Genomic DNA, 23,357 nt, shown 5'->3' with positions numbered 1-23,357 from the left:
CGCCCGGCCCGCCCGGCGACCTGCACGATCAACTGCGCCATGCGTTCGCTGGCGCGGAAGTCACCGGAAAACAATCCGCCGTCGGCATCCAGAATCGATACCAGCGTGACCCGTGGAAAGTGGTGCCCCTTGGCCAACATCTGCGTGCCGACCAGGATGCACGGCTGGCCTTTCTGAATCGTTGCGAACAACTGATTCATCGCGTCCTTGCGCGAAGTGCTGTCGCGATCGACCCGCAGCACCGGGTAATCGGGGAAGAGGATCGCCAGGCGCTCTTCGGCGCGCTCGGTGCCAGCACCCACCGGGCGCAAATCGACCTTGTTGCACTTCGGGCACTGGCGCGGCGTGCGTTCGACGTTGCCGCAGTGGTGGCAGCGCAGTTCGCCGTAGCGCTGGTGCACGGTCATTCGCGCATCACAACGCGAGCACTCGGACATCCAGCCGCAATCGTGGCACAGCAGCGTTGGCGCAAAGCCGCGACGGTTGAGGAACACCAGCACCTGTTGCCCATTCGCCAATGTCTGGCCGATGGCTTGCTGCATCGGCCCGGAAATGCCGCTGTCCAGCGGACGGCTTTTCACGTCCAGGCGCAGGAAACGCGGCTGCTTGGCACCGCCGGCGCGTTCGTTCAGGCGTAACAGACCGTACCGGCCGGTGTAGGCGTTGTGCAGGCTTTCCAGCGAAGGTGTCGCGGAGCCAAGGACGATCGGGATGTTTTCCTGCCGCGCCCGTACCAGTGCCAGATCGCGGGCGTGGTAGCGCAGACCTTCCTGCTGTTTATAAGAGCCATCGTGTTCTTCGTCGATGATGATCAGGCCCGGATTCTTCATCGGCGTGAACAGCGCCGAACGGGTGCCGATAATAATGTCGGCCTCGCCATCGCGTGCAGCGAGCCAGGCGTCGAGGCGTTCGCGATCATTGACCGCCGAGTGCAGCAGGGCGATGCGCGCATTGAAACGCTGTTCGAAGCGGGCGAGGGTCTGCGGGCCGAGGTTGATCTCCGGGATCAGCACCAGCGCCTGTTTGCCGGCCTCAAGGGTTTCGCGGATCAACTGCAAATAGACTTCGGTCTTGCCGCTGCCGGTGACGCCGGCCAGCAGGAAGGCGTGATAACTGTCGAAGCCGGCGCGAATCGCTTCATAGGCGGCGCGTTGTTCGGCATTGAGTGGCAACTCCGGTTGCGCGAGCCAATGTTCATGGCGTGCGCCCGGTGCATGACGGCGGATTTCCACTTGCACCAGATTTTTCGCCAGCAGCAGATCGAGGCTGTCCTTGCTCAACATCAGTTTGCTCAGCAACTGATGGGCGACACCGTGTGGGTGTTGAGCCAATGTGGTTAGCGCCTCACGCTGGCGCGGTGCGCGGGCGATACGCGGGTCATCAACGCTGGCGCCCGGCACCACTGACCAGAAACGTTCCTGCCGGGCCTCGGCCGGTTCGCCCTGACGCAACAATACCGGCAGTGCCCAACTCAAGGTGTCGCCGAGGCTGTGCTGGTAATACTGGGAAGTCCACAGACACAGTTTGAACAGCGCTGGCGGCAGCGGCGGCGTGGCATCAAGCAGGGCCAGCGCCGGTTTGAGTTTTTCCACCGGCACTTCGCTGGTGTCGGTGACCTCGACCAGAATCCCGATCATCTCGCGCCGGCCGAACGGCACCCGCAGACGCATGCCCGGTTGTAATTGCTCGCGCAGCACGCCGACCGGCGCTCGATAGTCGAACAGGCGGCGCAAGGGCGATGGCAAGGCAAGGCGCAGAATGGCGTCGGGCACGCGGGGGGATCTCTATCAACGGACGATTAAAAGGACTGTGTAAATAGCTTGTGGGAGCGAGCCGGCTCGCGAAAGCGGTGTGTCAGGCGAAGAAAATGCTGGCTGATAGATCGTTTTCGCGAGCAGGCTCGCTCCTACAGAGGATCGCGTATTGGGTCGGGAGCCTAGCAGACGGTCGGTCTAAGGGACAGCTTGCGCGATTGACATTGTCTGGTAGAATCCGCGGCCTAATTACGTGCGGTATTCAACAATAGTGTTGAGTGGCGGCACGCTAGCCTGAGGAAGACATCATGAAAGCTGATATTCATCCAACATACGAAGTCACCGCAGTTACCTGCAGCTGTGGCAACAAGTTCGAAACTCGTTCGAACCTGGCCAAGCCTCTGGCGATCGACGTTTGCAACGAATGCCACCCGTTCTACACCGGTAAGCAAAAGACTCTGGACACTGGCGGCCGCGTTCAGCGCTTCGCCGACCGTTTCGGTGCTTTCGGCAAGAAACCTGCTCCAGCAGCAGAGTAAGGTTGAAGAGCCCGGTGGGCTTTTCCTCACTGCTGAAAAAGGCGTCCCTCGCGGGCGCCTTTTTTATGTCCGCGATTTGGCTGTCCGGCGCTCAGGCCTTCTGCCCGACGCCTTCGGAAATGACCACGGTGACGGTGCAGCGCGTGGTCGATGGCGATACCGTGCGCCTGACCGACGGTCGCAGTGTGCGCATGATCGGCCTCAACACGCCTGAACTGGGCAAGCAGGGTCGCAGCGATGAACCGTTTGCCGTGGCGGCGCGCAAACGCCTTGAGGCGCTGGTGGCCGATAGCGGCGGACGAGTCGGTTTGCGCCTCGGCAAGCAAGTCAAAGACCATTACGGGCGTACGCTCGCTCACCTCTATAACGTCAGCGGCGCCAGTCTCGAAGCGCAAATGCTCGCCGATGGCCTGGGTTTTCAGGTCGCGGTGGCACCGAATGTCGATCTGGTTGCCTGTCAGCAAGCCGCCGAGCGCAGCGCGCGTCAGGCGGGTCGAGGCGTCTGGCGGCAGTCTCCTGTACTGAAAGCAGAGCAGATCCAGCGCTCTGGTTTTGCCGTGGTCAGCGGTCGTGTGAGCAAGGTGCAGCGCAATCGCGGTGGAATCTGGATCGAGTTGCAGGACACACTTGTATTGCGCGTTGCACCCAATCTGGTCGGACAATTTGACAATGCACGCCTGCAAGCTCTGAAGGGCCAGCAGATCGAGGCTCGTGGCTGGGTGGTGGATCGTTCGCGGCGCGGAGGATTGCAGGCGGGTCAGCCGCGTTGGTTGCTGCCACTGACTGATCCTTCGATGTTTCAAAGTACGCGCTGAAGAAAAATTGTAGACATTTTTTCTGTCGATTGTGAACAGTCAAGCCCTTGTGCGCCGTGGCTCTTGGCCCAAAGTCGTAGGACAGGGCGCTTGACAGGGGTGACTGCTCAGTCTTGTGGGGACTTTGCGAGGCGCGTATCCTCGCTGACCAGTCTGTCCAACAGTAAAAAGCGGAATGCCAAAATGTCTGATCTGAAAACTGCCGCTCTCGAATATCATGCCAATCCTCGTCCAGGGAAGCTGAGTGTCGAGCTCACCAAGGCCACTGCTACCGCCCGCGACCTGTCGCTGGCCTACAGCCCCGGCGTAGCTGAACCAGTGCGTGAGATCGCTCGCGATCCTGAACTGGCCTACAAATACACCGGCAAGGGCAACCTGGTTGCAGTCATTTCCGATGGCACCGCGATTCTGGGTCTGGGTAACCTCGGCCCACTGGCCTCCAAGCCAGTGATGGAAGGTAAAGGCGTGCTGTTCAAGCGCTTCGCCGGCATCGACGTTTTCGACATCGAAGTGGATTCCGAAAGCCCGCAGGCCTTCATCGACACCGTAAAACGCATCTCCATCACTTTCGGTGGTATCAACCTGGAAGACATCAAAGCCCCTGAGTGCTTTGAGATCGAACGTGCTCTGATTGAGCAGTGCGACATTCCGGTATTCCACGATGACCAGCACGGCACCGCGATCGTGACCGCTGCGGGCATGATCAACGCCCTGGAAATCGCCGGCAAAACCCTGCCGGAAGCGAAAATCGTCTGTTTGGGCGCCGGCGCTGCTGCCATCTCCTGCATGAAACTGCTGGTGAGCATGGGCGCACGCATCGAAAACATCTTCATGGTCGACCGTACCGGCGTGATCCACTCCGGCCGTGACGACCTGAACCAGTACAAAGCCGTATTCGCCCACGCCACCGAGAAGCGCAGCCTGGCTGACGCTCTGCAAGGCGCTGACGTATTCGTCGGCCTGTCCGGCCCGAACCTGCTGAGCGCTGAAGGCCTGCTGTCGATGGCGGCCAATCCGATCGTGTTCGCCTGCTCGAACCCGGATCCGGAAATTTCCCCGGAACTGGCACACGCCACCCGCAGCGACGTGATCATGGCCACCGGCCGTTCGGACTACCCGAACCAGGTCAACAACGTACTGGGCTTCCCGTTCATCTTCCGTGGTGCCCTGGACGTTCGCGCCAAGCGCATCAACGAAGAAATGAAAGTGGCTGCCGCCAACGCCCTGCGTGAACTGGCCAAGCTGCCTGTTCCACAGGACGTATGCGATGCCTACGGTGGTGCTCCGCTGGAATTCGGCCGTGAGTACATCATTCCGAAGCCAATGGACAAGCGCCTGATCACCCTGATCTCCGACGCTGTGGCCAAGGCCGCAATCGAGACCGGTGTGGCCACCCTGCCGTATCCGAAGAACTACCCGCTGAAAAGCGTGGATGACGTGTTCAACGGCTAAGATGTTGTAGCGCTTCAAACAAAAGCCCCGGCTCGTGAGAGTCGGGGCTTTTGTTTATCTGAAGAATTTGTGTCGGGTCTGGCCCCATCGCTGGCAAGCCAGCTCCCACAAAAGGTGAAGTGAGGCGGATATCGCGCAGGCTTCACAGACACTGTGGGAGCTGGCTTGCCAGCGATGGGGCCAGTACATCCGCTGCTAATCCGGCAGGTTTAAAAAAGCCCCGCACTTCTCACGAAGGCGGGGCTTTTTGTCGGTTCGGGATCAGAACAAATCGATCGGCGCCTGTTCATCCGCCGGCAACGGACTGCCCGGCGCGGTGCCGTTACCCAATTCATTCACCGAAGGTGGCGTGTCTTCAGATTTGAACAGCTCGAAGTACGCCCCTGGCGTGCTGGGCGTCGCCGCACGGCCGCTGACCGGATCAACCCGCAGGCTCAGCAAACCTTCCGGCTCAGGCTGGACGTGAGGCGGCTTGTCCTTCAGTGCAGCGCCCATGTAATTCATCCAGATCGGCAGTGCCACGGTGCCGCCGAACTCGCGACGACCGAGACTTTCCGGCTGGTCGAAGCCCGTCCACACCGTGGTCACGTAATCGGCGTTGTAGCCGGAGAACCAGGCATCTTTCGATTCGTTGGTCGTACCGGTTTTACCGGCGATGTCGCTACGGCCTAGAGCCAGTGCGCGACGGCCGGTGCCGAGCTTGATCACGTCCTGCAACATGCTGTTGAGGATGTACGTGGTGCGACCGTCGACAATTCGCTCGGCTACGGCCGGCGCTTGGGGCGCCGCTGCAGCGCCCGGGGCTTCACCCGGAACCGGTGCGGCGTTGACGGTAAACGACTGATTGGCTGGCGCCGCAATGCCATCCGTGGCCGAGCCACCCTGCGGCACGGTTGGCGGGTTGGCGACGAACAGCGTGTCGCCATTGCGGCTTTCGATCTTGTCGATGATGTACGGGGTGATCTTGTAGCCGCCGTTGGCAAACGTGCTCCAACCAGTAGCGATCTCCATCGGCGTCAGGGTCGCGGTGCCCAGCGCCAGCGACAGGTTCGGCGGCAGATCCTGCTTGTTAAAGCCGAAGCGGGTGATGTAGTCGATGGTCTTGCCCACGCCCATGGCTTGCAACAGGCGGATCGACACCAGGTTGCGCGACTTGTACAGCGCTTCACGCAGACGGATCGGACCAAGGAAGGTGTTGGTGTCGTTCTTCGGACGCCAGACCTTGTCCAGATACTCGTCGACAAACACGATCGGCGCGTCGTTAACCAGCGTCGCAGCGGTGTAGCCGCTATCCAGCGCGGCGCTGTAGACGAACGGCTTGAAGCTCGAACCCGGCTGACGCTTGGCCTGCATGGCGCGGTTGTAGTTGCTCTGCTCGAAAGCGAAACCACCGACCAGCGAGCGGATCGCGCCGTTCTGCGGATCCAGCGACACCAGCGCGCCTTGCGCCTGAGGAATCTGGCTGAACTTCAGCGAGTTGTCCTTCTGGCGCTGCACGCGAACCAGATCACCGACCTGAGCCACATCCGACGGCTGACGCGGGTTGGCGCCCATGCTGTTGGTATTGAGGAATGGACGGGCCCATTTCATCGTGTCCCAGGCCACATGCTCTTCGCCGGTGCGGGTCAGCACTTGCAGGCCGTTCTTCTCGACCTGCGTGACGATTGCCGGTTCCAGACTGCTGATGGTGCGTTGCTTGGTCAGTTCGTTGGCCCAGGCCTCACGGGTCTTGCCCGGCAGGCGCGACTCGGGGCCACGGTAGCCGTGACGCTGGTCGTAGGTCATCAAACCTTCGTGAAGCGCGGTGTTGGCCATTTCCTGCAGATTGCTCGGCACCGTGGTGGTGACGCGGAAACCTTCGGTGTAAGCGTCGCTACCATAACGGCCGACCATTTCGGCACGGGCCATTTCGGCGATGTACGGGGCGTTCACTTCCGGGGTCGGCACGTGATAGCTGGCGTTCAGCGGTTCGTTGATCGCGGCGGTGTAGTCCGCCTCGCTTATCTTGCCGAGCTTGTACATGCGGCCGAGGATCCAGTCGCGACGTTCTTTGCTGCGCGCCGGGTTGGCCAACGGGTTGAAGCGCGAAGGGGCTTTCGGCAGGCCGGCGATCATCGCCATCTGCGCCAGGCTGACGTCGCGGATCGACTTGCCGTAATACACCTGCGCCGCCGCCTCGATGCCGTAGGCGCGGTTGCCCAGATAGATCTTGTTGACGTACAGCTCAAGGATCTCGTCCTTGGTCAACTGTCGTTCGATCTGCAGGGCCAGAAGAATTTCGGTGGTTTTGCGCGAGAAGCTGCGTTCGCTGGTCAGGAAGAAGTTCTTCGCCACCTGCATGGTGATGGTGCTGCCGCCGGACTGAATGTGCCCGCTCTTGACCAGTTGGGTCGCGGCACGCATCAGGCTGCTTGGATCGACGCCGTAATGGTTGGCGAAATTGTCGTCTTCAGCACTTAGTAACGCATTGATGAAATTGGGTGGAATGTCGGCGAAACGGATCGGTGTACGGCGCATTTCGCCAAATTCTGCGATCAACTTGTTATCGCTGCTGTAGACCCTCAGAGGAATCTGCAACTGAATGCTTCTCAGAGCCTCCACGGATGGCAAACCCGGACTAAGGTAAAGATACGCGCCGCTGAGACCTAAAAGCAGTCCGCAGAAAACGGCGACGATGGACCAACCGAAAAATTTCAGCAGACGAATCAAGGCGTTTGGACATCCAGGGCAAGAATGAATTTGGCGACGGGGCTGCGGCAACACACAGAGCCATCCGCGCAGGCAGTAAAAAGCGGAAAAAATCGCTGGGCATTATAAGCACTTTTCTGCTGGGGGCGTCATTTGCGCTTCTGTCAAGACGGGGTGAAGGAACGCAATGCGTATTACAGAGTCCGTAACTCACGGAAAGTCATAGGGAATTGGTAGTGCTGGGACTCTTCAATAAAAAGACCAATACGTTACTGGGGATCGACATCAGCTCCACGTCAGTGAAGCTGCTGGAACTGAGCCGTCAGGGTGATCGCTACCGGGTCGAGGCGTATGCGGTGGAGCCATTGCCGGCGAACGCCGTGGTCGAAAAGAACATCGCCGAACTCGAAGGCGTTGGCCAGGCTCTGACCCGGGTGCTGGTCAAGGCACGCACCGGGGTCAAGAGCGTCGCGGTGGCGGTGGCCGGTTCTGCCGTGATCACCAAGATCATCGAAATGGACGCCGGGCTGTCCGACGACGAGCTGGAAAATCAGCTCAAGATCGAAGCCGACCAATACATTCCCTATCCGCTGGACGAGGTCGCCATCGACTTTGAAGTCCAGGGCGTTTCTGCGCGCAACCCCGAGCGAGTCAACGTACTGCTCGCCGCCTGCCGCAAGGAAAACGTCGAAGTCCGTGAAGCGGCGCTGGCACTCGCCGGGCTGACCGCGCGCGTGGTCGATGTCGAGGCTTATGCGCTGGAGCGCTCGTTCGGCTTGCTCGCAACGCAACTGGCCGCGTCGCAAGAGCGCCTGACGGTGGCGGTGGTCGACATCGGCGCGACCATGACCACCCTCAGCGTCCTGCACAACGGCAAGATCATCTACACCCGCGAGCAGTTGTTCGGCGGCCGGCAACTGACCGAGGAAATCCAGCGTCGTTATGGCCTGACAATCGAGCAGGCGGGGTTGGCGAAAAAGCAGGGCGGCCTGCCTGACGACTACGTCAGCGATGTGCTGCAGCCGTTTCGCGAAGCACTGGTGCAACAGGTGTCGCGTTCATTGCAATTCTTCTTCGCTTCCGGGCAGTACAACGCGGTCGATCACATTCTGCTCGCCGGTGGCACGGCGTCGGTGCCGGGGCTGGATCGCTTGATCGAGCAGCGCCTGGACACGCCGACGCAAGTGGCCAATCCATTTTCCGCCATGGCCTTGAGCAGCAAGGTCAACGCCGGAGCCCTGGCCAGTGACGCGCCGGCCCTGATGATTGCCTGCGGGCTCGCGCTCAGGAGTTTCGACTGATGGCGCGGATCAACCTTTTACCCTGGCGCGAGGAGCGCCGCGAAGAGCGGCGCAAACGCTTCCTGCTGGCGTTGATCGGCGTAGTGGCCGGTTCGGTGGGGGCGGTGTTTATCGCCGACCAGATCTTCAGCGCCGCCATCGATCGGCAAGTCGCACGCAACGATTACATCGGCAAGCAGATTGCCGTAGTCGACGAGCGGATCAAACAGATCAGTGACCTCAAGGCGCACCGCCAGCAACTGGTCGAGCGCATGCGCATCATCCAGGATCTGCAGGGCAACCGGCAGGTCAGCGGGCGTATCTTCGATCAATTGGCGCGAACGCTGCCGGACGGCGTTTATTTCACTGACGTGAAAATGGCCGGAAAAATCCTTTCGATCAGTGGCGCCGCCGAGTCGAACAATCGTGTCTCCGAGTTGATGCGCAATCTGGACGCCTCTGACTGGTTCGATGCACCGAGCCTGACTGAGGTCAAAGCGACTTCCGCCGATCAACTGGAGCAGGCCAATGTCTTTCAGTTGACCGTTCGTCAGACTCAGCCGAAGACGCTGGAGGACGAGCAATGAAACCGTCCGACTGGCTGGAAAGCTTGCGCAACATCGACTTCAACGACCTCGACACCAGCAACATCGGCTCTTGGCCAGGCGCGGTCAAAGCCATCGCCGGGGCGTTGTTGATGGTGCTGGTGTTGGCGCTTGGCTATAACTTTTTCATCAGTGACATGGAAAACCAGCTTGAGCTCAAGCGCGAGGAGGAAACCACGCTCAAGGAGCAGTTCGCCAGCAAGGCGCATATTTCCGCCAATCTGGAGCTGTACACCCAACAGATGAAGGAGATGGAAAACTCCTTCGGCGTGTTGCTGCGACAGTTGCCCAGCGACACCGAGGTACCGGGCCTGCTGGAAGACATCACGCGTACCGGGCTGGGCAGCGGCCTTGAGTTCGAAGAAATCAAACTGCTTCCGGAGGTCACCCAGCCGTTCTACATCGAGCTGCCGATCCAGATCACCGTCACCGGCGCCTATCACGACCTCGCCACTTTCGTCAGTGGTGTGGCCGGGTTACCGCGCATCGTTACCCTGCACGACTTCGAACTGGCGCCGGCCAATAAAGAAGGCGGGCCGAAACTGCGCATGAGCATCCTCGCCAAGACGTACCGCTATAACGACAAGGGGCTGCAGAAATGAGCCCGACTCGTTATTTCGCACTGGCAGTGGTGTTGCTGGCATTGAGCGGTTGTGGTGGTGGCGATGATTTCAGCGATCTCGATGCCTACATGAATGAAGTGCGGTTGCGCCCGGCGGGCAAGATCGAGCCCACGCCGACATTCCGCTCTTACCCGACCTTTACTTACAGCGCCGCCAACCTGCGCAGTCCCTTTTCGCGCCAGGTGCGCGTCGATCTGGCCGGGCAAAGGCACGGCTCGCGCAACGTCAAACCCGACCCCAATCGGGTCAAGCAATACCTCGAAGGTTTCAACATCGAGCAGTTCGAGATGGTCGGCACGATTGCCAACGCCACTGGCTCTTTTGCGCTGTTGCGTGGAGCTGGCGGTGTGCATCGGCTGAAAGTCGGCGATTACCTGGGACGCAACGACGGTCGCATCGTGGCCATCAGCGCCACTCAGGTCGATGTGGTCGAAATCGTCCCCGACGGCGAAGGCGCCTGGCTGGAACGTCCGCGCACCATTCCTTTGAAAGAGCACTCATAGTGGAAGTCGAACAATGAACAGGATTTTCTCCACCCTCGGTTTTTCGCTATGGATAGCGCTGATGTCGCCGATGGTACTCGCGGCCAATCTGAAGACGCTGGACGTGGCGGCGTTGCCGGGTGACCGCGTCGAACTGAAGCTGTCGTTCGATGGCCCGCCGCCGCAACCCAAGGGCTACATCACCGATTCACCGGCGCGAATCGCGCTGGATCTGCTCGGGGTTGCCAGTCGGTTGGCCAGCAAGAACCTCGACCTGGGCAGTGGCAACGCGCGCACGGCCACGGTGGTTGAGGCCAAGGATCGCACGCGGTTGATCGTCAGCCTCACCCAGCCAGCGCCTTACAACACGCGAGTCGAAGGCAACAATCTGTTCGTGGTGGTCGGTCAGGGGGCGCCGGCAAGCGCTCCCCGTCCCGCCGCTGTTGCTCCAGTGCGCGCGACTGCGGCAGGGGCTCCCGCCAAAGCGTTCGTGCCGAAAACCAAAGCCATTCGCGGCGTGGACTTTCAGCGCGGCACCGCAGGCGAAGGCAATGTGGTCATCGACCTGTCCGACCCGACCATCGCTCCGGATATTCAGGAACATGACGGCAAGATCATCCTCAGCTTCGCCCGCACGCAATTGCCCGACAAGCTGCGGGTACGCCTCGACGTCAAGGATTTCGCCACGCCCGTGCAGTTCGTCAACGCTGCTGCAACAGGCGATCGCGCGATCATTACCGTTGAGCCCAGCGGTACCTTCGACTATTCCACCTACCAGACCGACAACAAGTTGACCGTCAGCATCCGTCCGATGACCGTCGACGATCTGCAAAAGCGCAACGCCGATCGTCAGGCCTACGTCGGCGACAAGCTGTCGCTGAATTTTCAGGACATCGACGTGCGCTCGGTGCTGCAACTGATCGCCGACTTCACCAACCTCAATCTGGTGGCCAGCGATACGGTGCAGGGCGGCATCACTCTGCGTCTGCAAAATGTGCCATGGGATCAGGCGCTGGATCTGGTGCTGAAAACCAAGGGGCTGGACAAGCGCAAGATCGGCAATGTGCTGCTGGTCGCCCCGGCAGACGAAATCGCCGCCCGCGAGCGCCAGGAGCTGGAGTCGCAAAAACAGATCGCCGAACTGGCGCCGCTGCGCCGTGAACTGCTGCAGGTGAACTACGCCAAGGCTGCCGACATCGCCAAGCTGTTCCAGTCGGTGACCAGCGCCGAAGCGAAAATCGACGAGCGCGGCTCGATCACCGTCGACGAGCGAACCAACAACATCATTGCCTACCAGACTCAGGACCGGCTCGACGAACTACGGCGAATCGTGGCGCAACTGGATATTCCCGTGCGTCAGGTGATGATCGAGGCGCGAATCGTCGAAGCCAACGTCGATTACGACAAGAGTCTGGGCGTGCGCTGGGGTGGGTCGATCCAGAACAAGGGCAACTGGAACACTTCCGGCGTCAGTAACGGCTCGTCGACCACCATCGGCACCCCGGGCAGCACCAGCACCAATTCGCCGTTCGTCGACATGGGCACCGTCAACAATACTTCGGGGATTGGCATTGCCTTCATCACCGACAACGTTTTGCTCGATCTTGAGCTGACTGCCATGGAGAAAACCGGCAATGGCGAAATCGTCTCGCAGCCCAAGGTGGTGACTTCCGACAAGGAGACCGCGAAGATCCTCAAGGGCACCGAAATTCCTTATCAGGAGGCCAGCTCAAGTGGCGCCACTTCGGTGTCGTTCAAGGAAGCTTCGCTGTCGCTGGAGGTGACGCCGCAGATCACCCCGGACAACCGCATCATCATGGAGGTCAAGGTCACCAAGGACGAGCCTGATTACCTGAACAAAGTGCAGGATGTACCGCCGATCAAAAAGAACGAGGTCAACGCCAAAGTGCTGGTAAACGACGGCGAGACCATCGTGATTGGGGGCGTTTTCTCAAATACTCAAAGCAAGGTCGTAGATAAGGTGCCATTTCTTGGCGATGTGCCGTATCTTGGCCGCCTTTTCCGGCGTGATGTGGTTTCGGAGAAAAAATCCGAGCTGCTGGTATTTCTCACTCCGCGTATCATGAATAACCAGGCGATTGCTGTGAGTCGTTGATTCTGTGCGAAATTTGATTCTTGTAGGACCGATGGGGGCTGGAAAAAGCACCATCGGCCGATTACTGGCCAAAGAGCTGCGCCTGCCGTTCAAAGATTCCGACAAGGAAATTGAACTGCGTACGGGCGCCAATATCCCGTGGATCTTCGACAAGGAAGGCGAGCCCGGCTTTCGCGATCGTGAGCAGGCGATGATCGCCGAGCTGTGCGCGTTCGACGGCGTGGTACTGGCGACTGGCGGCGGTGCGGTGATGCGTGACGCCAATCGCAAGGCTCTGCATGAGGGCGGTCGTGTGGTGTATCTGCACGCCTCCGTCGAACAGCAGGTTGGCCGCACCTCCCGCGACCGCAACCGGCCGTTGCTGCGCACTGCCGATCCGGCGAAAACCCTGCGTGATCTGCTCGCTATCCGTGATCCGCTTTATCGGGAAATCGCCGATCTGGTGGTGGAAACCGACGAACGGCCGCCGCGCATGGTCGTGCTCGACATTCTCGACCGCCTGGCGCAGCTTCCTCCCCGTTAAAGCATCGCCTGAAATGCGCTATCCTCGGCGTCCTGTCACCGCCCGCCGAGGTTGTGGCGGATGGCGTGCGAGCGGCGTAATACCCGCTATAGGCCGCAGACAACCAATAATTCAGGGCAGGACGCCTGCTTTCCATCTTCACTGTGGGGACACATGCAGACACTCAAGGTCGATTTAGGCGAGCGCAGCTACCCGATTCATATTGGCGAAGGTTTGTTGGATCAGCCCGAGCTGCTGGCGCCGCATATTCATGGGCGGCAGGTGGCAATCATCTCCAACGAGACCGTTGCGCCGCTCTATCTCGAACGTCTGACTCGCAGCCTTTCGCAGTTTTCGGTGATTTCCGTGGTTTTGCCCGACGGCGAGGCGTTCAAGAACTGGGAAACCCTGCAACTGATCTTTGATGGCTTGCTGACCGCTCGTCATGACCGCCGCACCACCGTAATCGCCCTCGGTGGCGGCGTGATCGGCGACATGGCCGGTTTTGCTGCGGCTTGCTACCAGCGCGGCGTCGATTTCATCCAGATTCCTACCACCTTGTTGTCCCAGGTCGATTCGTCGGTGGGCGGCAAGACCGGGATCAACCATCCGCTCGGCAAGAACATGGTCGGTGCGTTCTATCAGCCGAACGTCGTGCTGATCGATACCGCGTCCCTGAAAACCCTGCCAGAGCGCGAGCTGTCGGCGGGTCTGGCGGAAGTCATCAAGTACGGTCTGATCTGCGACGAGCCGTTCCTGACCTGGCTCGAGGACAACGTCGACGCCCTGCGCGCACTGGACCAGAAAGCCCTGACATATGCCATCGAGCGCTCCTGCGCGGCCAAGGCTGCGGTGGTTGGCGCCGATGAAAAGGAAACCGGCGTACGCGCCACGCTCAATCTCGGCCACACCTTCGGCCACGCCATCGAGACCCACATGGGCTATGGTGTCTGGTTGCATGGTGAGGCGGTGGCGGCTGGCACTGTGATGGCGCTGGAGATGTCCGCGCGTCTGGGCTGGATCAGCGAGCAGGAGCGTGATCGCGGCATTCGTCTGTTCCAGCGTGCCGGTCTGCCGGTGATTCCGCCTGAAGAGATGAGCGAAGCCGATTTTCTCGAACACATGGCAATTGACAAAAAAGTGATCGACGGTCGTCTGCGCCTGGTGCTGCTGCGCCGGATGGGCGAAGCGGTAGTGACCGCCGATTATCCGAAAGAGGTTCTACAGGCCACGCTGGGAGCGGATTACCGCACCCTGGCTCAGCTTAAAGGTTAATAAGATTCCGATGACTAGTTTGCATGCCGACGAGGCGTTCCTCGGCCATTTCCAGTTAAGTCACGACCCCTTCGCGCCGCGGGTGCCGGGCTTCAAATTCTTTCCGGCCCAGCGCAAGCCGGTGCTGGGTCAACTGCATCACCTGGCGCGATACAGCCAGTTGCTGCTGGTGGTCACCGGCCCGCAGGGCAGCGGCAAGACTCTGCTGCGTCAGGCGCTGGTGGCCAGCACCAACAAGCAATCGGTGCAGAGTGTGGTGGTTTCCGCGCGCGGTGCCGGCGATGCCGCGGGCGTGCTGCGTCAGGTCGCTCAGGCGCTGAACGTGGCCCAGGCTGAAGTCGGTGCGATTCTGGATCAGGTGGTGCAACTCGCGCTGACCGGCCAGGAAGTCTATCTGCTGGTGGACGACGCCGAGCAGCTCGACGAATCCGCTCTCGAAGCGCTGATGGCGCTGGGTGCTGGCGCGCCGGAAGGTCGCCCGCATGTGTTCCTGTTCGGTGAGTCGTCGCTGATCGCTCAGCTTGAGGCTTTGCACCTTGAGGAAGAGCGTTTCCACGTCATCGAATTGCAGCCGTACACCGAAGAAGAGACCCGCGAGTATCTCGACCAACGGCTGGAAGGTGCAGGCCGGGGTGTCGAACTTTTCACCGCGGATCAGATCTCTGATATTCACGAAAGCTCCGAGGGTTGGCCGGGCAACATCAACCAGGTCGCTCGCGATGCTCTGATCGAAGTCATGATTGCCAGCCGCTCTGCGGTCAAGCGTCCAAGTATGGGGTTCAACATGCCGAAGAAACACGTATTGGCGATTTCCGCCGTCGTTGTGGTCGCGGTCGCCGCCGCCTGGCTGATGCCGGGTCGCAACAAGGCGCCAACCACCGGCGCGCCAGCCAACGAGCAGGCGCAACTGCCATTGGGTCAGGGCGCAGCGAATGGCGGCGCACCGAACGTTGAGTTCGCCGGTAATACGCAGCCGATGCCGTTGCCGCTGGTCGGCAACTCGCAGCCGGTGATGCGCGGTCCGTTGGCCGAAGCGGCTGGCGGGATCACCGAGGGTGACGACGGCGTGCCTTTGGAAGGTTCCAGCGATACACCGCCAACCGTGACCACTTCGGCACCGCCTGCCGGCGTTCCGGCCGGTCCTGCACCGACCCCGGTTCCAGTGCCAGCAGCCAAACCGACCCCGGCACCGACGCAAATCGCCACCGCCAAGCCTGCTCCGGCAGCGCCAGCGGCGAAACCGGCTCCAGCGCCAGCCAAGCCAGTTGTCGCTGCCAAACCGGCCGAGAAGCCGGTTACCGTCGCCAAAGCCGCCGGTAGCAGCTGGTACGCCGGGCAGCCGACCAGCAACTACGTGGTGCAGATCCTCGGCACCAGTTCGGAAGCGACCGCGCAAAACTTCGTCAAGGAGCAGGGCGGCGAGTACCGTTATTTCAAGAAAGTCCTCAACGGCAAGCCTCTCTACGTGATCACCTACGGCAACTTCGCCAATCGTGATGCAGCCGTTTCTGCCATCAAGGCCTTGCCAGCGAAGGTTCAGGCTGGTAAACCTTGGCCTCGCACTGTCGCCAGCGTCCAACAGGAACTGGCAACAACTCGCTGAAGATTCGGCGGCCTTACCCAGGCCGCCTCTCCAAGCACCTCAAAATTTCTACGAGTGCGCGCGTCCTTCCAGGCCGCGTGCCTTGTGGTGTCTGCGTCCCAGTAGTCTTTGAGTCGTTGCGGTCAAAATTAAAAAAGTTTTGACTAGCACAGCAGATCGCTTTAAACCTTTCACAAATGCGACATAGATTTGCGACATTTCGTCGTCAAATTTGTGAGCGTCTGTGTCGCTGTGTACAATGACCACCCTTTTGCCCCCGCTAAGCCGGCGTACGTTCGGCGCGGATCGCAAGTGGTTGAATTGAAAAGAAATTTGCCTCGAAAAGAGGCAGCCTGGTGAGAAAGTGTCTATGAAAGCAGGTCTGTACCAACCAGATGAATTCAAGGATAACTGCGGTTTCGGCCTGATAGCCCATATGCAGGGCGAACCCAGTCATACCCTTTTGCAAACGGCCATTGAGGCCCTGACCTGCATGACCCACCGCGGTGGGATTAATGCCGACGGCAAGACCGGTGACGGTTGCGGTCTGCTGATTCAAAAGCCTGATGCGTTCCTGCGCGCCATTGCTCAGGAAACCTTCAGTGTCGAGTTGCCCAAGCAATACGCTGTGGGCATGGTCTTCTTCAACCAGGATCCGGCCAAGGCCGAAGCCGCTCGCGAAAACATGAATCGCGAGATCCTTGCCGAAGGCCTGCAACTGATCGGCTGGCGCAAAGTGCCGATCGACACCAGCGTCCTCGGCCGCCTGGCCCTTGAGCGCCTGCCGCAGATCGAGCAGGTGTACATCGGCGGTGAAGGCCTGAGCGATCAGGACATGGCGGTCAAGCTGTTCAGCGCCCGTCGTCGCTCGTCGGTCTCCAATGCCGTCGATTCCGACCACTACATCTGCAGCTTTTCGCACAAGACCATCATTTATAAAGGGCTGATGATGCCGGCTGATCTGGCCGCGTTCTATCCAGACCTGAGTGACGAGCGCCTGCAAACCGCGATCTGCGTGTTCCACCAGCGCTTCTCCACCAACACCTTGCCGAAGTGGCCGCTGGCGCAGCCATTCCGCTTCCTCGCCCACAACGGCGAGATCAACACCATCACTGGTAACCGCAACTGGGCACAGGCCCGACGGACCAAGTTCACCAATGATCTGATGGATCTGGAAGAGCTCGGCCCGCTGGTCAACCGTGTCGGTTCCGACTCCTCGAGCATGGACAACATGCTGGAGCTGATGGTCACCGGCGGCATCGACCTGTTCCGTGGCGTGCGGATGATCATTCCGCCTGCATGGCAGAACGTCGAAACCATGGACCCGGATCTGCGTGCGTTCTACGAGTACAACTCGATGCACATGGAACCGTGGGACGGCCCGGCCGGCGTGGTCATGACCGACGGTCGCTACGCGGTGTGCCTGCTCGACCGTAACGGTCTGCGTCCGGCGCGCTGGGTCACCACCACCAACGGTTTCATCACCGTTGCGTCGGAAATCGGCGTGTGGAACTACCAGCCAGAAGACGTGATCGCCAAGGGCCGTGTAGGCCCGGGACAGATCCTCGCCGTGGACACCGAAACCGGGCAGATCCTCGACACTGACGCGATCGACAACCGTCTGAAATCCCGTCATCCCTACAAGCAATGGCTGCGCAAGAATGCCCTGCGCATCCAGGCGACCATGGAAGACAACGACCACGGTTCGGCGTTCTACGACGTCGATCAGCTCAAGCAATACATGAAGATGTATCAGGTCACGTTCGAAGAGCGTGATCAGGTACTGCGCCCGCTCGGCGAACAAGGCTACGAAGCTGTGGGTTCGATGGGCGATGACACGCCGATGGCCGTGCTGTCCCAGCGTGTGCGCACGCCGTACGACTATTTCCGTCAGCAGTTCGCGCAGGTCACCAACCCGCCGATCGACCCGCTGCGTGAAGCGATCGTGATGTCGCTGGAAATCTGCCTCGGTGCCGAGCGCAACATTTTCCAGGAGTCGCCGGAACACGCCTCGCGTGTGATCCTCAGCTCGCCGGTCATTTCCCCGGCCAAGTGGCGCTCGCTGATGAACCTCGACCGCCCGGGTTTCGAGCGGCAGATCATCGACCTCAACTACGACGAAAGCGTCGGCCTCGAAGCGGCGATCCGCAACGTTGCCGATCAGGCTGAAGAAGCCGTGCGAGCCGGGCGTACCCAGATCGTTCTGAGCGACCGCCATATCGCCCCGGGCAAGCTGCCGATCCACGCCTCGCTGGCCACCGGTGCGGTCCACCACCGCCTGACCGAAAAAGGCCTGCGCTGCGATTCCAACATCCTTGTTGAAACTGCGACCGCCCGTGACCCGCATCACTTTGCGGTGCTGATCGGTTTCGGCGCCTCGGCGGTGTATCCGTTCCTGGCTTACGAAGTGCTGGGTGACCTGATCCGTACCGGTGAAGTGCTGGGCGACCTCTACGAGGTGTTCAAGAACTACCGCAAAGGCATCACCAAAGGTCTGCTGAAGATTCTGTCGAAGATGGGTATCTCGACCATCGCTTCGTATCGTGGTGCGCAGCTGTTCGAAGCCATCGGTTTGTCCGAAGAGGTTTGCGACCTGAGCTTCCGTGGCGTGCCGAGCCGCATCAAGGGCGCGCGTTTCGTCGACATCGAAGCCGAGCAGAAAGCACTCGCCACCGAAGCCTGGAGCCCGCGCAAGCCGATCCAGCAGGGCGGTCTGCTGAAGTTCGTCCACGGTGGCGAATATCACGCCTACAACCCGGACGTGGTCAACACCCTGCAAGCCGCTGTGCAGCAGGGCGACTACGCCAAGTTCAAGGAATACACCTCGCTGGTGGACAACCGTCCGGTGTCGATGATCCGTGACCTGCTCAAGGTCAAGACCCTCGACACGCCGCTGGACATCAGCGAAATCGAACCGCTGGAATCGGTGCTCAAGCGCTTCGACTCCGCCGGTATCTCGCTGGGCGCACTGTCGCCGGAAGCTCACGAAGCCCTGGCCGAAGCCATGAACCGCCTCGGTGCGCGTTCCAACTCCGGCGAAGGCGGCGAAGACCCGGCGCGCTACGGCACCATCAAGAGCTCGAAAATCAAGCAGGTCGCGACGGGCCGTTTCGGGGTCACCCCGGAATACCTGGTCAACGCCGAAGTGCTGCAGATCAAGGTCGCTCAGGGCGCCAAGCCGGGCGAGGGCGGGCAACTGCCGGGCGGTAAAGTCAACGGGCTGATCGCCAAGCTGCGTTACGCAGTGCCGGGCGTGACCCTGATTTCGCCACCGCCGCACCACGACATCTATTCGATCGAAGACTTGTCGCAGCTGATTTTCGACCTGAAACAGGTCAACCCGAAGGCGCTGGTCTCGGTGAAACTCGTTGCTGAAGCAGGCGTCGGCACCATCGCCGCTGGTGTGGCCAAGGCCTATGCGGACTTGATCACCATCTCCGGCTACGACGGTGGCACCGGTGCTTCGCCCTTGACCTCGATCAAATACGCGGGCGCACCGTGGGAACTGGGCTTGGCTGAAACCCACCAGACCCTGCGCGGCAATGACCTGCGCGGCAAAGTCCGGGTGCAGACCGACGGTGGCCTGAAAACCGGCCTCGACGTGATCAAGGCTGCGATCCTCGGCGCCGAAAGCTTCGGCTTCGGTACCGCGCCAATGATCGCCCTGGGCTGCAAATACCTGCGCATCTGCCACCTGAACAACTGCGCCACCGGCGTCGCGACTCAGAACGAGAAGCTGCGCAAGGATCACTACATCGGCACCGTCGACATGGTGGTGAATTTCTTTACCTACGTCGCCGAAGAAACCCGTGAGTGGCTGGCCAAGCTCGGCGTGCGCTCCCTCGAAGAGCTGATCGGTCGTACCGATCTGCTGGAAATCCTCGAAGGCCAGACTGCCAAGCAACACCACCTGGATCTGACCCCGCTGCTGGGCAGCGATCACATCCCGGCGGATAAACCTCAGTTCTGCGGCGTTGAGCGCAACCCGCCGTTCGACCAAGGCCTGCTGGCCGAGAAAATGGTCGAGATGGCGACGTCGGCAATCAACGACATGAGCGGCGCCGAGTTCGATCTGGACATCTGCAACTGCGACCGTTCGATCGGCGCACGAATCTCCGGCGAAATCGCACGCAAGCATGGCAACCAAGGCATGGCGAAAGCGCCGATCACCTTCCGCTTCAAAGGCACGGCCGGGCAGAGCTTCGGCGTGTGGAACGCCGGCGGCCTGAACATGTATCTGGAAGGTGACGCCAACGACTACGTCGGCAAAGGCATGACCGGCGGCAAGCTGGTCATCGTGCCGCCGAAGGGCAGCGTCTATCAGACTCAAAACAGCGCCATCATCGGCAACACCTGCCTGTACGGCGCCACCGGCGGCAAGCTGTTCGCTGCCGGCACCGCAGGCGAGCGTTTCGCCGTGCGTAACTCCGGTGCCCACACGGTTGTGGAAGGCACTGGCGATCACTGCTGCGAGTACATGACCGGTGGTTTTGTCTGCGTTCTGGGCAAGACCGGTTACAACTTCGGCTCTGGCATGACCGGTGGTTTCGCCTACGTGCTCGATCAGGACAACACCTTCGTTGACCGGGTCAACCACGAACTGGTGGAAATCCAGCGGATCAGCGGCGAGGCGATGGAAGCCTATCGCAGCCACCTGCAAAACGTGCTGAACGAGTACGTCGCGGAAACCGACAGCGAGTGGGGTCGTGAGCTCGCCGAAAACCTCGATGACTACCTGCGCCGTTTCTGGCTGGTCAAGCCGAAGGCTGCCAACCTGAAATCGTTGCTTTCCAGCACTCGTGCCAACCCGCAGTGATATGCGCCTGAAGAGTTTGATGAGGTTTTAACAATGGCTGAACGTCTGAATAACGACTTCCAGTTCATCGATGTCGGGCGCAAAGATCCGAAGAAGAAACTGTTGCGTCAACGCAAGAAAGAGTTCGTCGAGATCTACGAACCGTTCAAACCCCAGCAGTCGGCCGATCAGGCCCACCGCTGCCTGGGTTGCGGCAACCCGTATTGCGAATGGAAGTGCCCGGTGCACAACTTCATTCCCAACTGGCTGAAGCTGGTGGCCGAAGGCAACATCCTTCAGGCCGCCGAGCTGTCGCACCAGACCAACACCCTGCCGGAAGTCTGCGGCCGGGTGTGCCCACAGGATCGTCTGTGCGAGGGTGCCTGCACCCTCAACGACGGCTTCGGCGCGGTGACCATCGGTTCGGTCGAGAAATACATCACCGACACCGCGTTCGCCATGGGCTGGCGCCCGGACATGTCCAAGGTCAAACCGACCGGCAAACGTGTCGCGATCATCGGTGCAGGCCCGGCGGGCCTCGGTTGTGCCGACGTGCTGGTGCGCGGCGGCGTGACCCCGGTGGTGTTCGACAAGAACCCGGAAATCGGCGGTTTGCTGACCTTCGGCATTCCCGAGTTCAAGCTTGAGAAGACCGTGTTGAGCAATCGTCGCGAAGTCTTCACCGGCATGGGCATCGAGTTCCGTCTGAATACCGAAGTCGGCAAAGACGTAACCATGGAACAACTGCTCGCCGAATACGATGCAGTGTTCATGGGCATGGGCACCTACACCTATATGAAGGGCGGTTTTGCCGGTGAGGATCTGCCGGGCGTTTATGACGCACTGGACTTCCTGATCGCCAACGTCAACCGCAACCTGGGCTTTGAAAAGTCGCCGGAAGACTTCGTCGACATGAAAGGCAAGAAGGTTGTGGTGCTCGGCGGCGGCGACACGGCGATGGACTGCAACCGTACGTCGATCCGTCAGGGCGCCAAGTCGGTGACCTGTGCCTATCGTCGTGACGAAGCGAACATGCCCGGCTCGCGCAAAGAGGTGAAGAACGCCAAGGAAGAAGGCGTGAAATTCCTCTACAACCGCCAGCCGATCGCCATCGTTGGCGAAGACAAGGTTGAAGGTGTGAAGGTGGTCGAGACCCGTCTCGGCGAACCGGACGCCCGTGGCCGTCGTAGCCCCGAGCCGATCCCCGGTTCCGAAGAGATCATCCCGGCCGACGCCGTGGTCATCGCTTTCGGTTTCCGCCCAAGCCCGGCGCCGTGGTTCGAGCAGTTCGAGATCCAGACCGACAGCCAGGGCCGCGTCGTTGCGCCTGAACAAGGTCAGTACAAGCACCAGACCAGCAACCCGAAAATCTTCGCCGGTGGCGACATGGTGCGCGGTTCCGACCTGGTGGTGACGGCGATCTTTGAAGGCCGTAATGCTGCCGAAGGGATCCTCGATTACCTGGGCGTCTAACCCGCGTCCAACTGACTGCAATGCAATACCTGTGGGAGCTGGCTTGCCAGCGATGCAGACACCTCGGTTTCTCAGTCAGACCGAGGTGATGCTATCGCTGGCAAGCCAGCTCCCACAGTGTTTTGTGGTGTTACAAAGTCGGTGTTCCAACGCAATAAATTGACCCGATAGACAAAAGGCTGACCTGTATCCGTGCCTTTTGCGTCGCGCTCTGAGAAAATGCCCGCACTTTTTTTCCGGATGCCGACATGACTGCCCTGAAGAACGACCGTTTCCTCCGCGCCCTGCTCAAGCAACCCGTAGACGTCACCCCCGTGTGGATGATGCGCCAGGCCGGCCGCTACTTGCCGGAATACCGCGCCAGCCGTGCCCACGCCGGTGATTTCATGAGCCTGTGCATGAATCCGGAGTTCGCTTGCGAAGTCACCCTGCAACCGCTCGACCGCTATCCACAACTGGACGCGGCGATCCTCTTCTCCGACATCCTCACCATCCCCGACGCGATGGGCCAGGGCCTGTACTTCGAGACCGGTGAAGGTCCGCGCTTCAAGAAAGTCGTCAGCACCCTGGCTGACATCGAGGCCTTGCCGATCCCAGATCCGCACAAAGACCTCGGCTACGTGATGGACGCGGTCAGCACCATCCGCCGTGAACTCAACGGCCGTGTGCCGCTGATCGGCTTCTCCGGCAGCCCGTGGACGCTGGCCACTTACATGGTCGAAGGCGGCTCGTCGAAAGACTTCCGCAAGACCAAGGCGATGCTCTACGACAACCCGCAAGCCATGCACCTGCTTTTGGACAAGCTGGCGCAGTCGGTGACTTCGTACCTCAACGGCCAGATCATGGCCGGCGCGCAAGCGGTGCAGATCTTCGATACCTGGGGCGGCAACCTGTCGGCGGCGGCGTATCAGGAATTCTCCCTGGCCTACATGAAGAAAATCGTCAGCGGCCTGATCCGCGAGCACGACGGTCGCAAGGTGCCGGTGATCCTCTTCACCAAGAACGGCGGCCTGTGGCTGGAAAGCATCGCCGAGGCTGGCGCCGACGCACTGGGCCTGGACTGGACCTGCGACATCGGCAACGCCCGCGCCCGCGTCGGCGACAAGGTCGCGCTGCAAGGCAACATGGACCCGACCGTGCTCTACGCCAAACCGGAAGCGATCCGCACCGAAGTCGGGCGCATCCTGGCCAGCTACGGCAAGGGCAGCGGCCACGTATTCAACCTCGGCCACGGCATCACGCCTGAGGTTGATCCGGAACACGCCGGTGCGTTCCTGCGCGCGGTGCATGAGCTGTCGGCGCAGTATCACGAATAACTCAGCGACGGCAGTACAAAAAAACCTGTCCCGTGTCATGCGGGGCAGGTTTTTTTTGCC

At 60.5% G+C, this 23,357-nt stretch carries 16 protein-coding genes; 14 read left to right on the top strand and 2 right to left on the bottom strand.

Going from position 1 to position 23,357, the window contains the following annotated elements; genetic code table 11:
- On the bottom strand, nt 1–1,772 hold a 1,772-nt coding region (locus tag AC3WMT_RS12195; RefSeq protein WP_103305456.1), incomplete at its 3' end, for a primosomal protein N'.
- Nucleotides 1,773–2,062: 290 nt separating this feature from the next.
- Here AC3WMT_RS12195 and rpmE point away from each other — a divergent pair.
- From rpmE to AC3WMT_RS12180, 3 genes are all read left to right on the top strand, one after another.
- Entirely contained in the window at nt 2,063–2,293 is a 231-nt protein-coding gene (gene rpmE, locus AC3WMT_RS12190) for a 50S ribosomal protein L31 (protein WP_103305455.1), read from the top strand.
- Nucleotides 2,294–2,307: 14 nt separating this feature from the next.
- Complete coding sequence (locus tag AC3WMT_RS12185) at nt 2,308–3,108, top strand: thermonuclease family protein (RefSeq protein ID WP_103305459.1); 801 nt, start codon at nt 2,308–2,310, stop codon at nt 3,106–3,108.
- A 183-nt stretch (nt 3,109–3,291) separates the two neighbouring features.
- Nucleotides 3,292–4,560, top strand: coding sequence for a malic enzyme-like NAD(P)-binding protein (locus tag AC3WMT_RS12180; RefSeq protein ID WP_103305454.1), 1,269 nt, complete (start codon nt 3,292–3,294; stop codon nt 4,558–4,560).
- Nucleotides 4,561–4,821: 261 nt separating this feature from the next.
- Here AC3WMT_RS12180 and AC3WMT_RS12175 read toward each other — a convergent pair whose 3' ends face one another.
- Entirely contained in the window at nt 4,822–7,266 is a 2,445-nt protein-coding gene (locus AC3WMT_RS12175) for a penicillin-binding protein 1A (protein WP_371919322.1), read from the bottom strand.
- 218 nt (nt 7,267–7,484) lie between these two features.
- Between AC3WMT_RS12175 and AC3WMT_RS12170 the strand changes: the two genes are divergently transcribed.
- From AC3WMT_RS12170 to hemE, 11 genes are all read left to right on the top strand, one after another.
- Nucleotides 7,485–8,549: a pilus assembly protein PilM gene (locus AC3WMT_RS12170; protein ID WP_103305452.1), complete on the top strand. Its 1,065-nt coding sequence runs from the start codon at nt 7,485–7,487 to the stop codon at nt 8,547–8,549.
- Nucleotides 8,549–9,115, top strand: a complete 567-nt coding sequence (locus tag AC3WMT_RS12165; protein ID WP_103305451.1) for a PilN domain-containing protein — start codon at nt 8,549–8,551, stop codon at nt 9,113–9,115. The genes AC3WMT_RS12170 and AC3WMT_RS12165 overlap by 1 nt, the downstream gene beginning before the upstream one ends.
- Nucleotides 9,112–9,735: a type 4a pilus biogenesis protein PilO gene (gene pilO, locus AC3WMT_RS12160; RefSeq protein WP_103305450.1), complete on the top strand. Its 624-nt coding sequence runs from the start codon at nt 9,112–9,114 to the stop codon at nt 9,733–9,735. Before AC3WMT_RS12165 ends, pilO begins: the two co-directional genes overlap by 4 nt.
- Nucleotides 9,732–10,259 carry a pilus assembly protein PilP gene (locus tag AC3WMT_RS12155; RefSeq protein WP_103305449.1) on the top strand — a complete coding sequence of 176 codons (528 nt, stop codon included), beginning with the start codon at nt 9,732–9,734 and terminating at the stop codon, nt 10,257–10,259. The genes pilO and AC3WMT_RS12155 overlap by 4 nt, the downstream gene beginning before the upstream one ends.
- Nucleotides 10,260–10,272: 13 nt before the next feature.
- Nucleotides 10,273–12,354: a type IV pilus secretin PilQ gene (locus AC3WMT_RS12150; RefSeq protein ID WP_103305448.1), complete on the top strand. Its 2,082-nt coding sequence runs from the start codon at nt 10,273–10,275 to the stop codon at nt 12,352–12,354.
- Between the two features lie 4 nt (nt 12,355–12,358).
- The gene (aroK, locus tag AC3WMT_RS12145) at nt 12,359–12,877 is read left to right on the top strand and encodes a shikimate kinase AroK (RefSeq protein ID WP_045122260.1); all 519 of its coding nucleotides are present in this window, start codon (nt 12,359–12,361) and stop codon (nt 12,875–12,877) included.
- Between the two features lie 153 nt (nt 12,878–13,030).
- Nucleotides 13,031–14,131 (top strand): 3-dehydroquinate synthase, encoded by a 1,101-nt coding sequence (gene aroB, locus AC3WMT_RS12140; RefSeq protein ID WP_103305447.1) that lies wholly within the window; start codon nt 13,031–13,033, stop codon nt 14,129–14,131.
- A gap of 10 nt (nt 14,132–14,141) precedes the next feature.
- The gene (locus AC3WMT_RS12135; protein WP_103305446.1) at nt 14,142–15,734 is read left to right on the top strand and encodes an AAA family ATPase; all 1,593 of its coding nucleotides are present in this window, start codon (nt 14,142–14,144) and stop codon (nt 15,732–15,734) included.
- A 349-nt stretch (nt 15,735–16,083) separates the two neighbouring features.
- Nucleotides 16,084–20,529: a glutamate synthase large subunit gene (gene gltB, locus AC3WMT_RS12130; protein WP_103305445.1), complete on the top strand. Its 4,446-nt coding sequence runs from the start codon at nt 16,084–16,086 to the stop codon at nt 20,527–20,529.
- A 33-nt stretch (nt 20,530–20,562) separates the two neighbouring features.
- Nucleotides 20,563–21,981 (top strand): FAD-dependent oxidoreductase, encoded by a 1,419-nt coding sequence (locus tag AC3WMT_RS12125; protein WP_007909438.1) that lies wholly within the window; start codon nt 20,563–20,565, stop codon nt 21,979–21,981.
- A gap of 248 nt (nt 21,982–22,229) precedes the next feature.
- Complete coding sequence (gene hemE, locus AC3WMT_RS12120; protein WP_083367241.1) at nt 22,230–23,297, top strand: uroporphyrinogen decarboxylase; 1,068 nt, start codon at nt 22,230–22,232, stop codon at nt 23,295–23,297.
- Nucleotides 23,298–23,357 lie beyond the last annotated feature (60 nt).

The organism is Pseudomonas sp. FW305-7, assembly GCF_058786735.1.
Note: the sequence above shows the minus strand (reverse complement) of the source record. Positions and strands in the feature narration are given on the sequence as shown.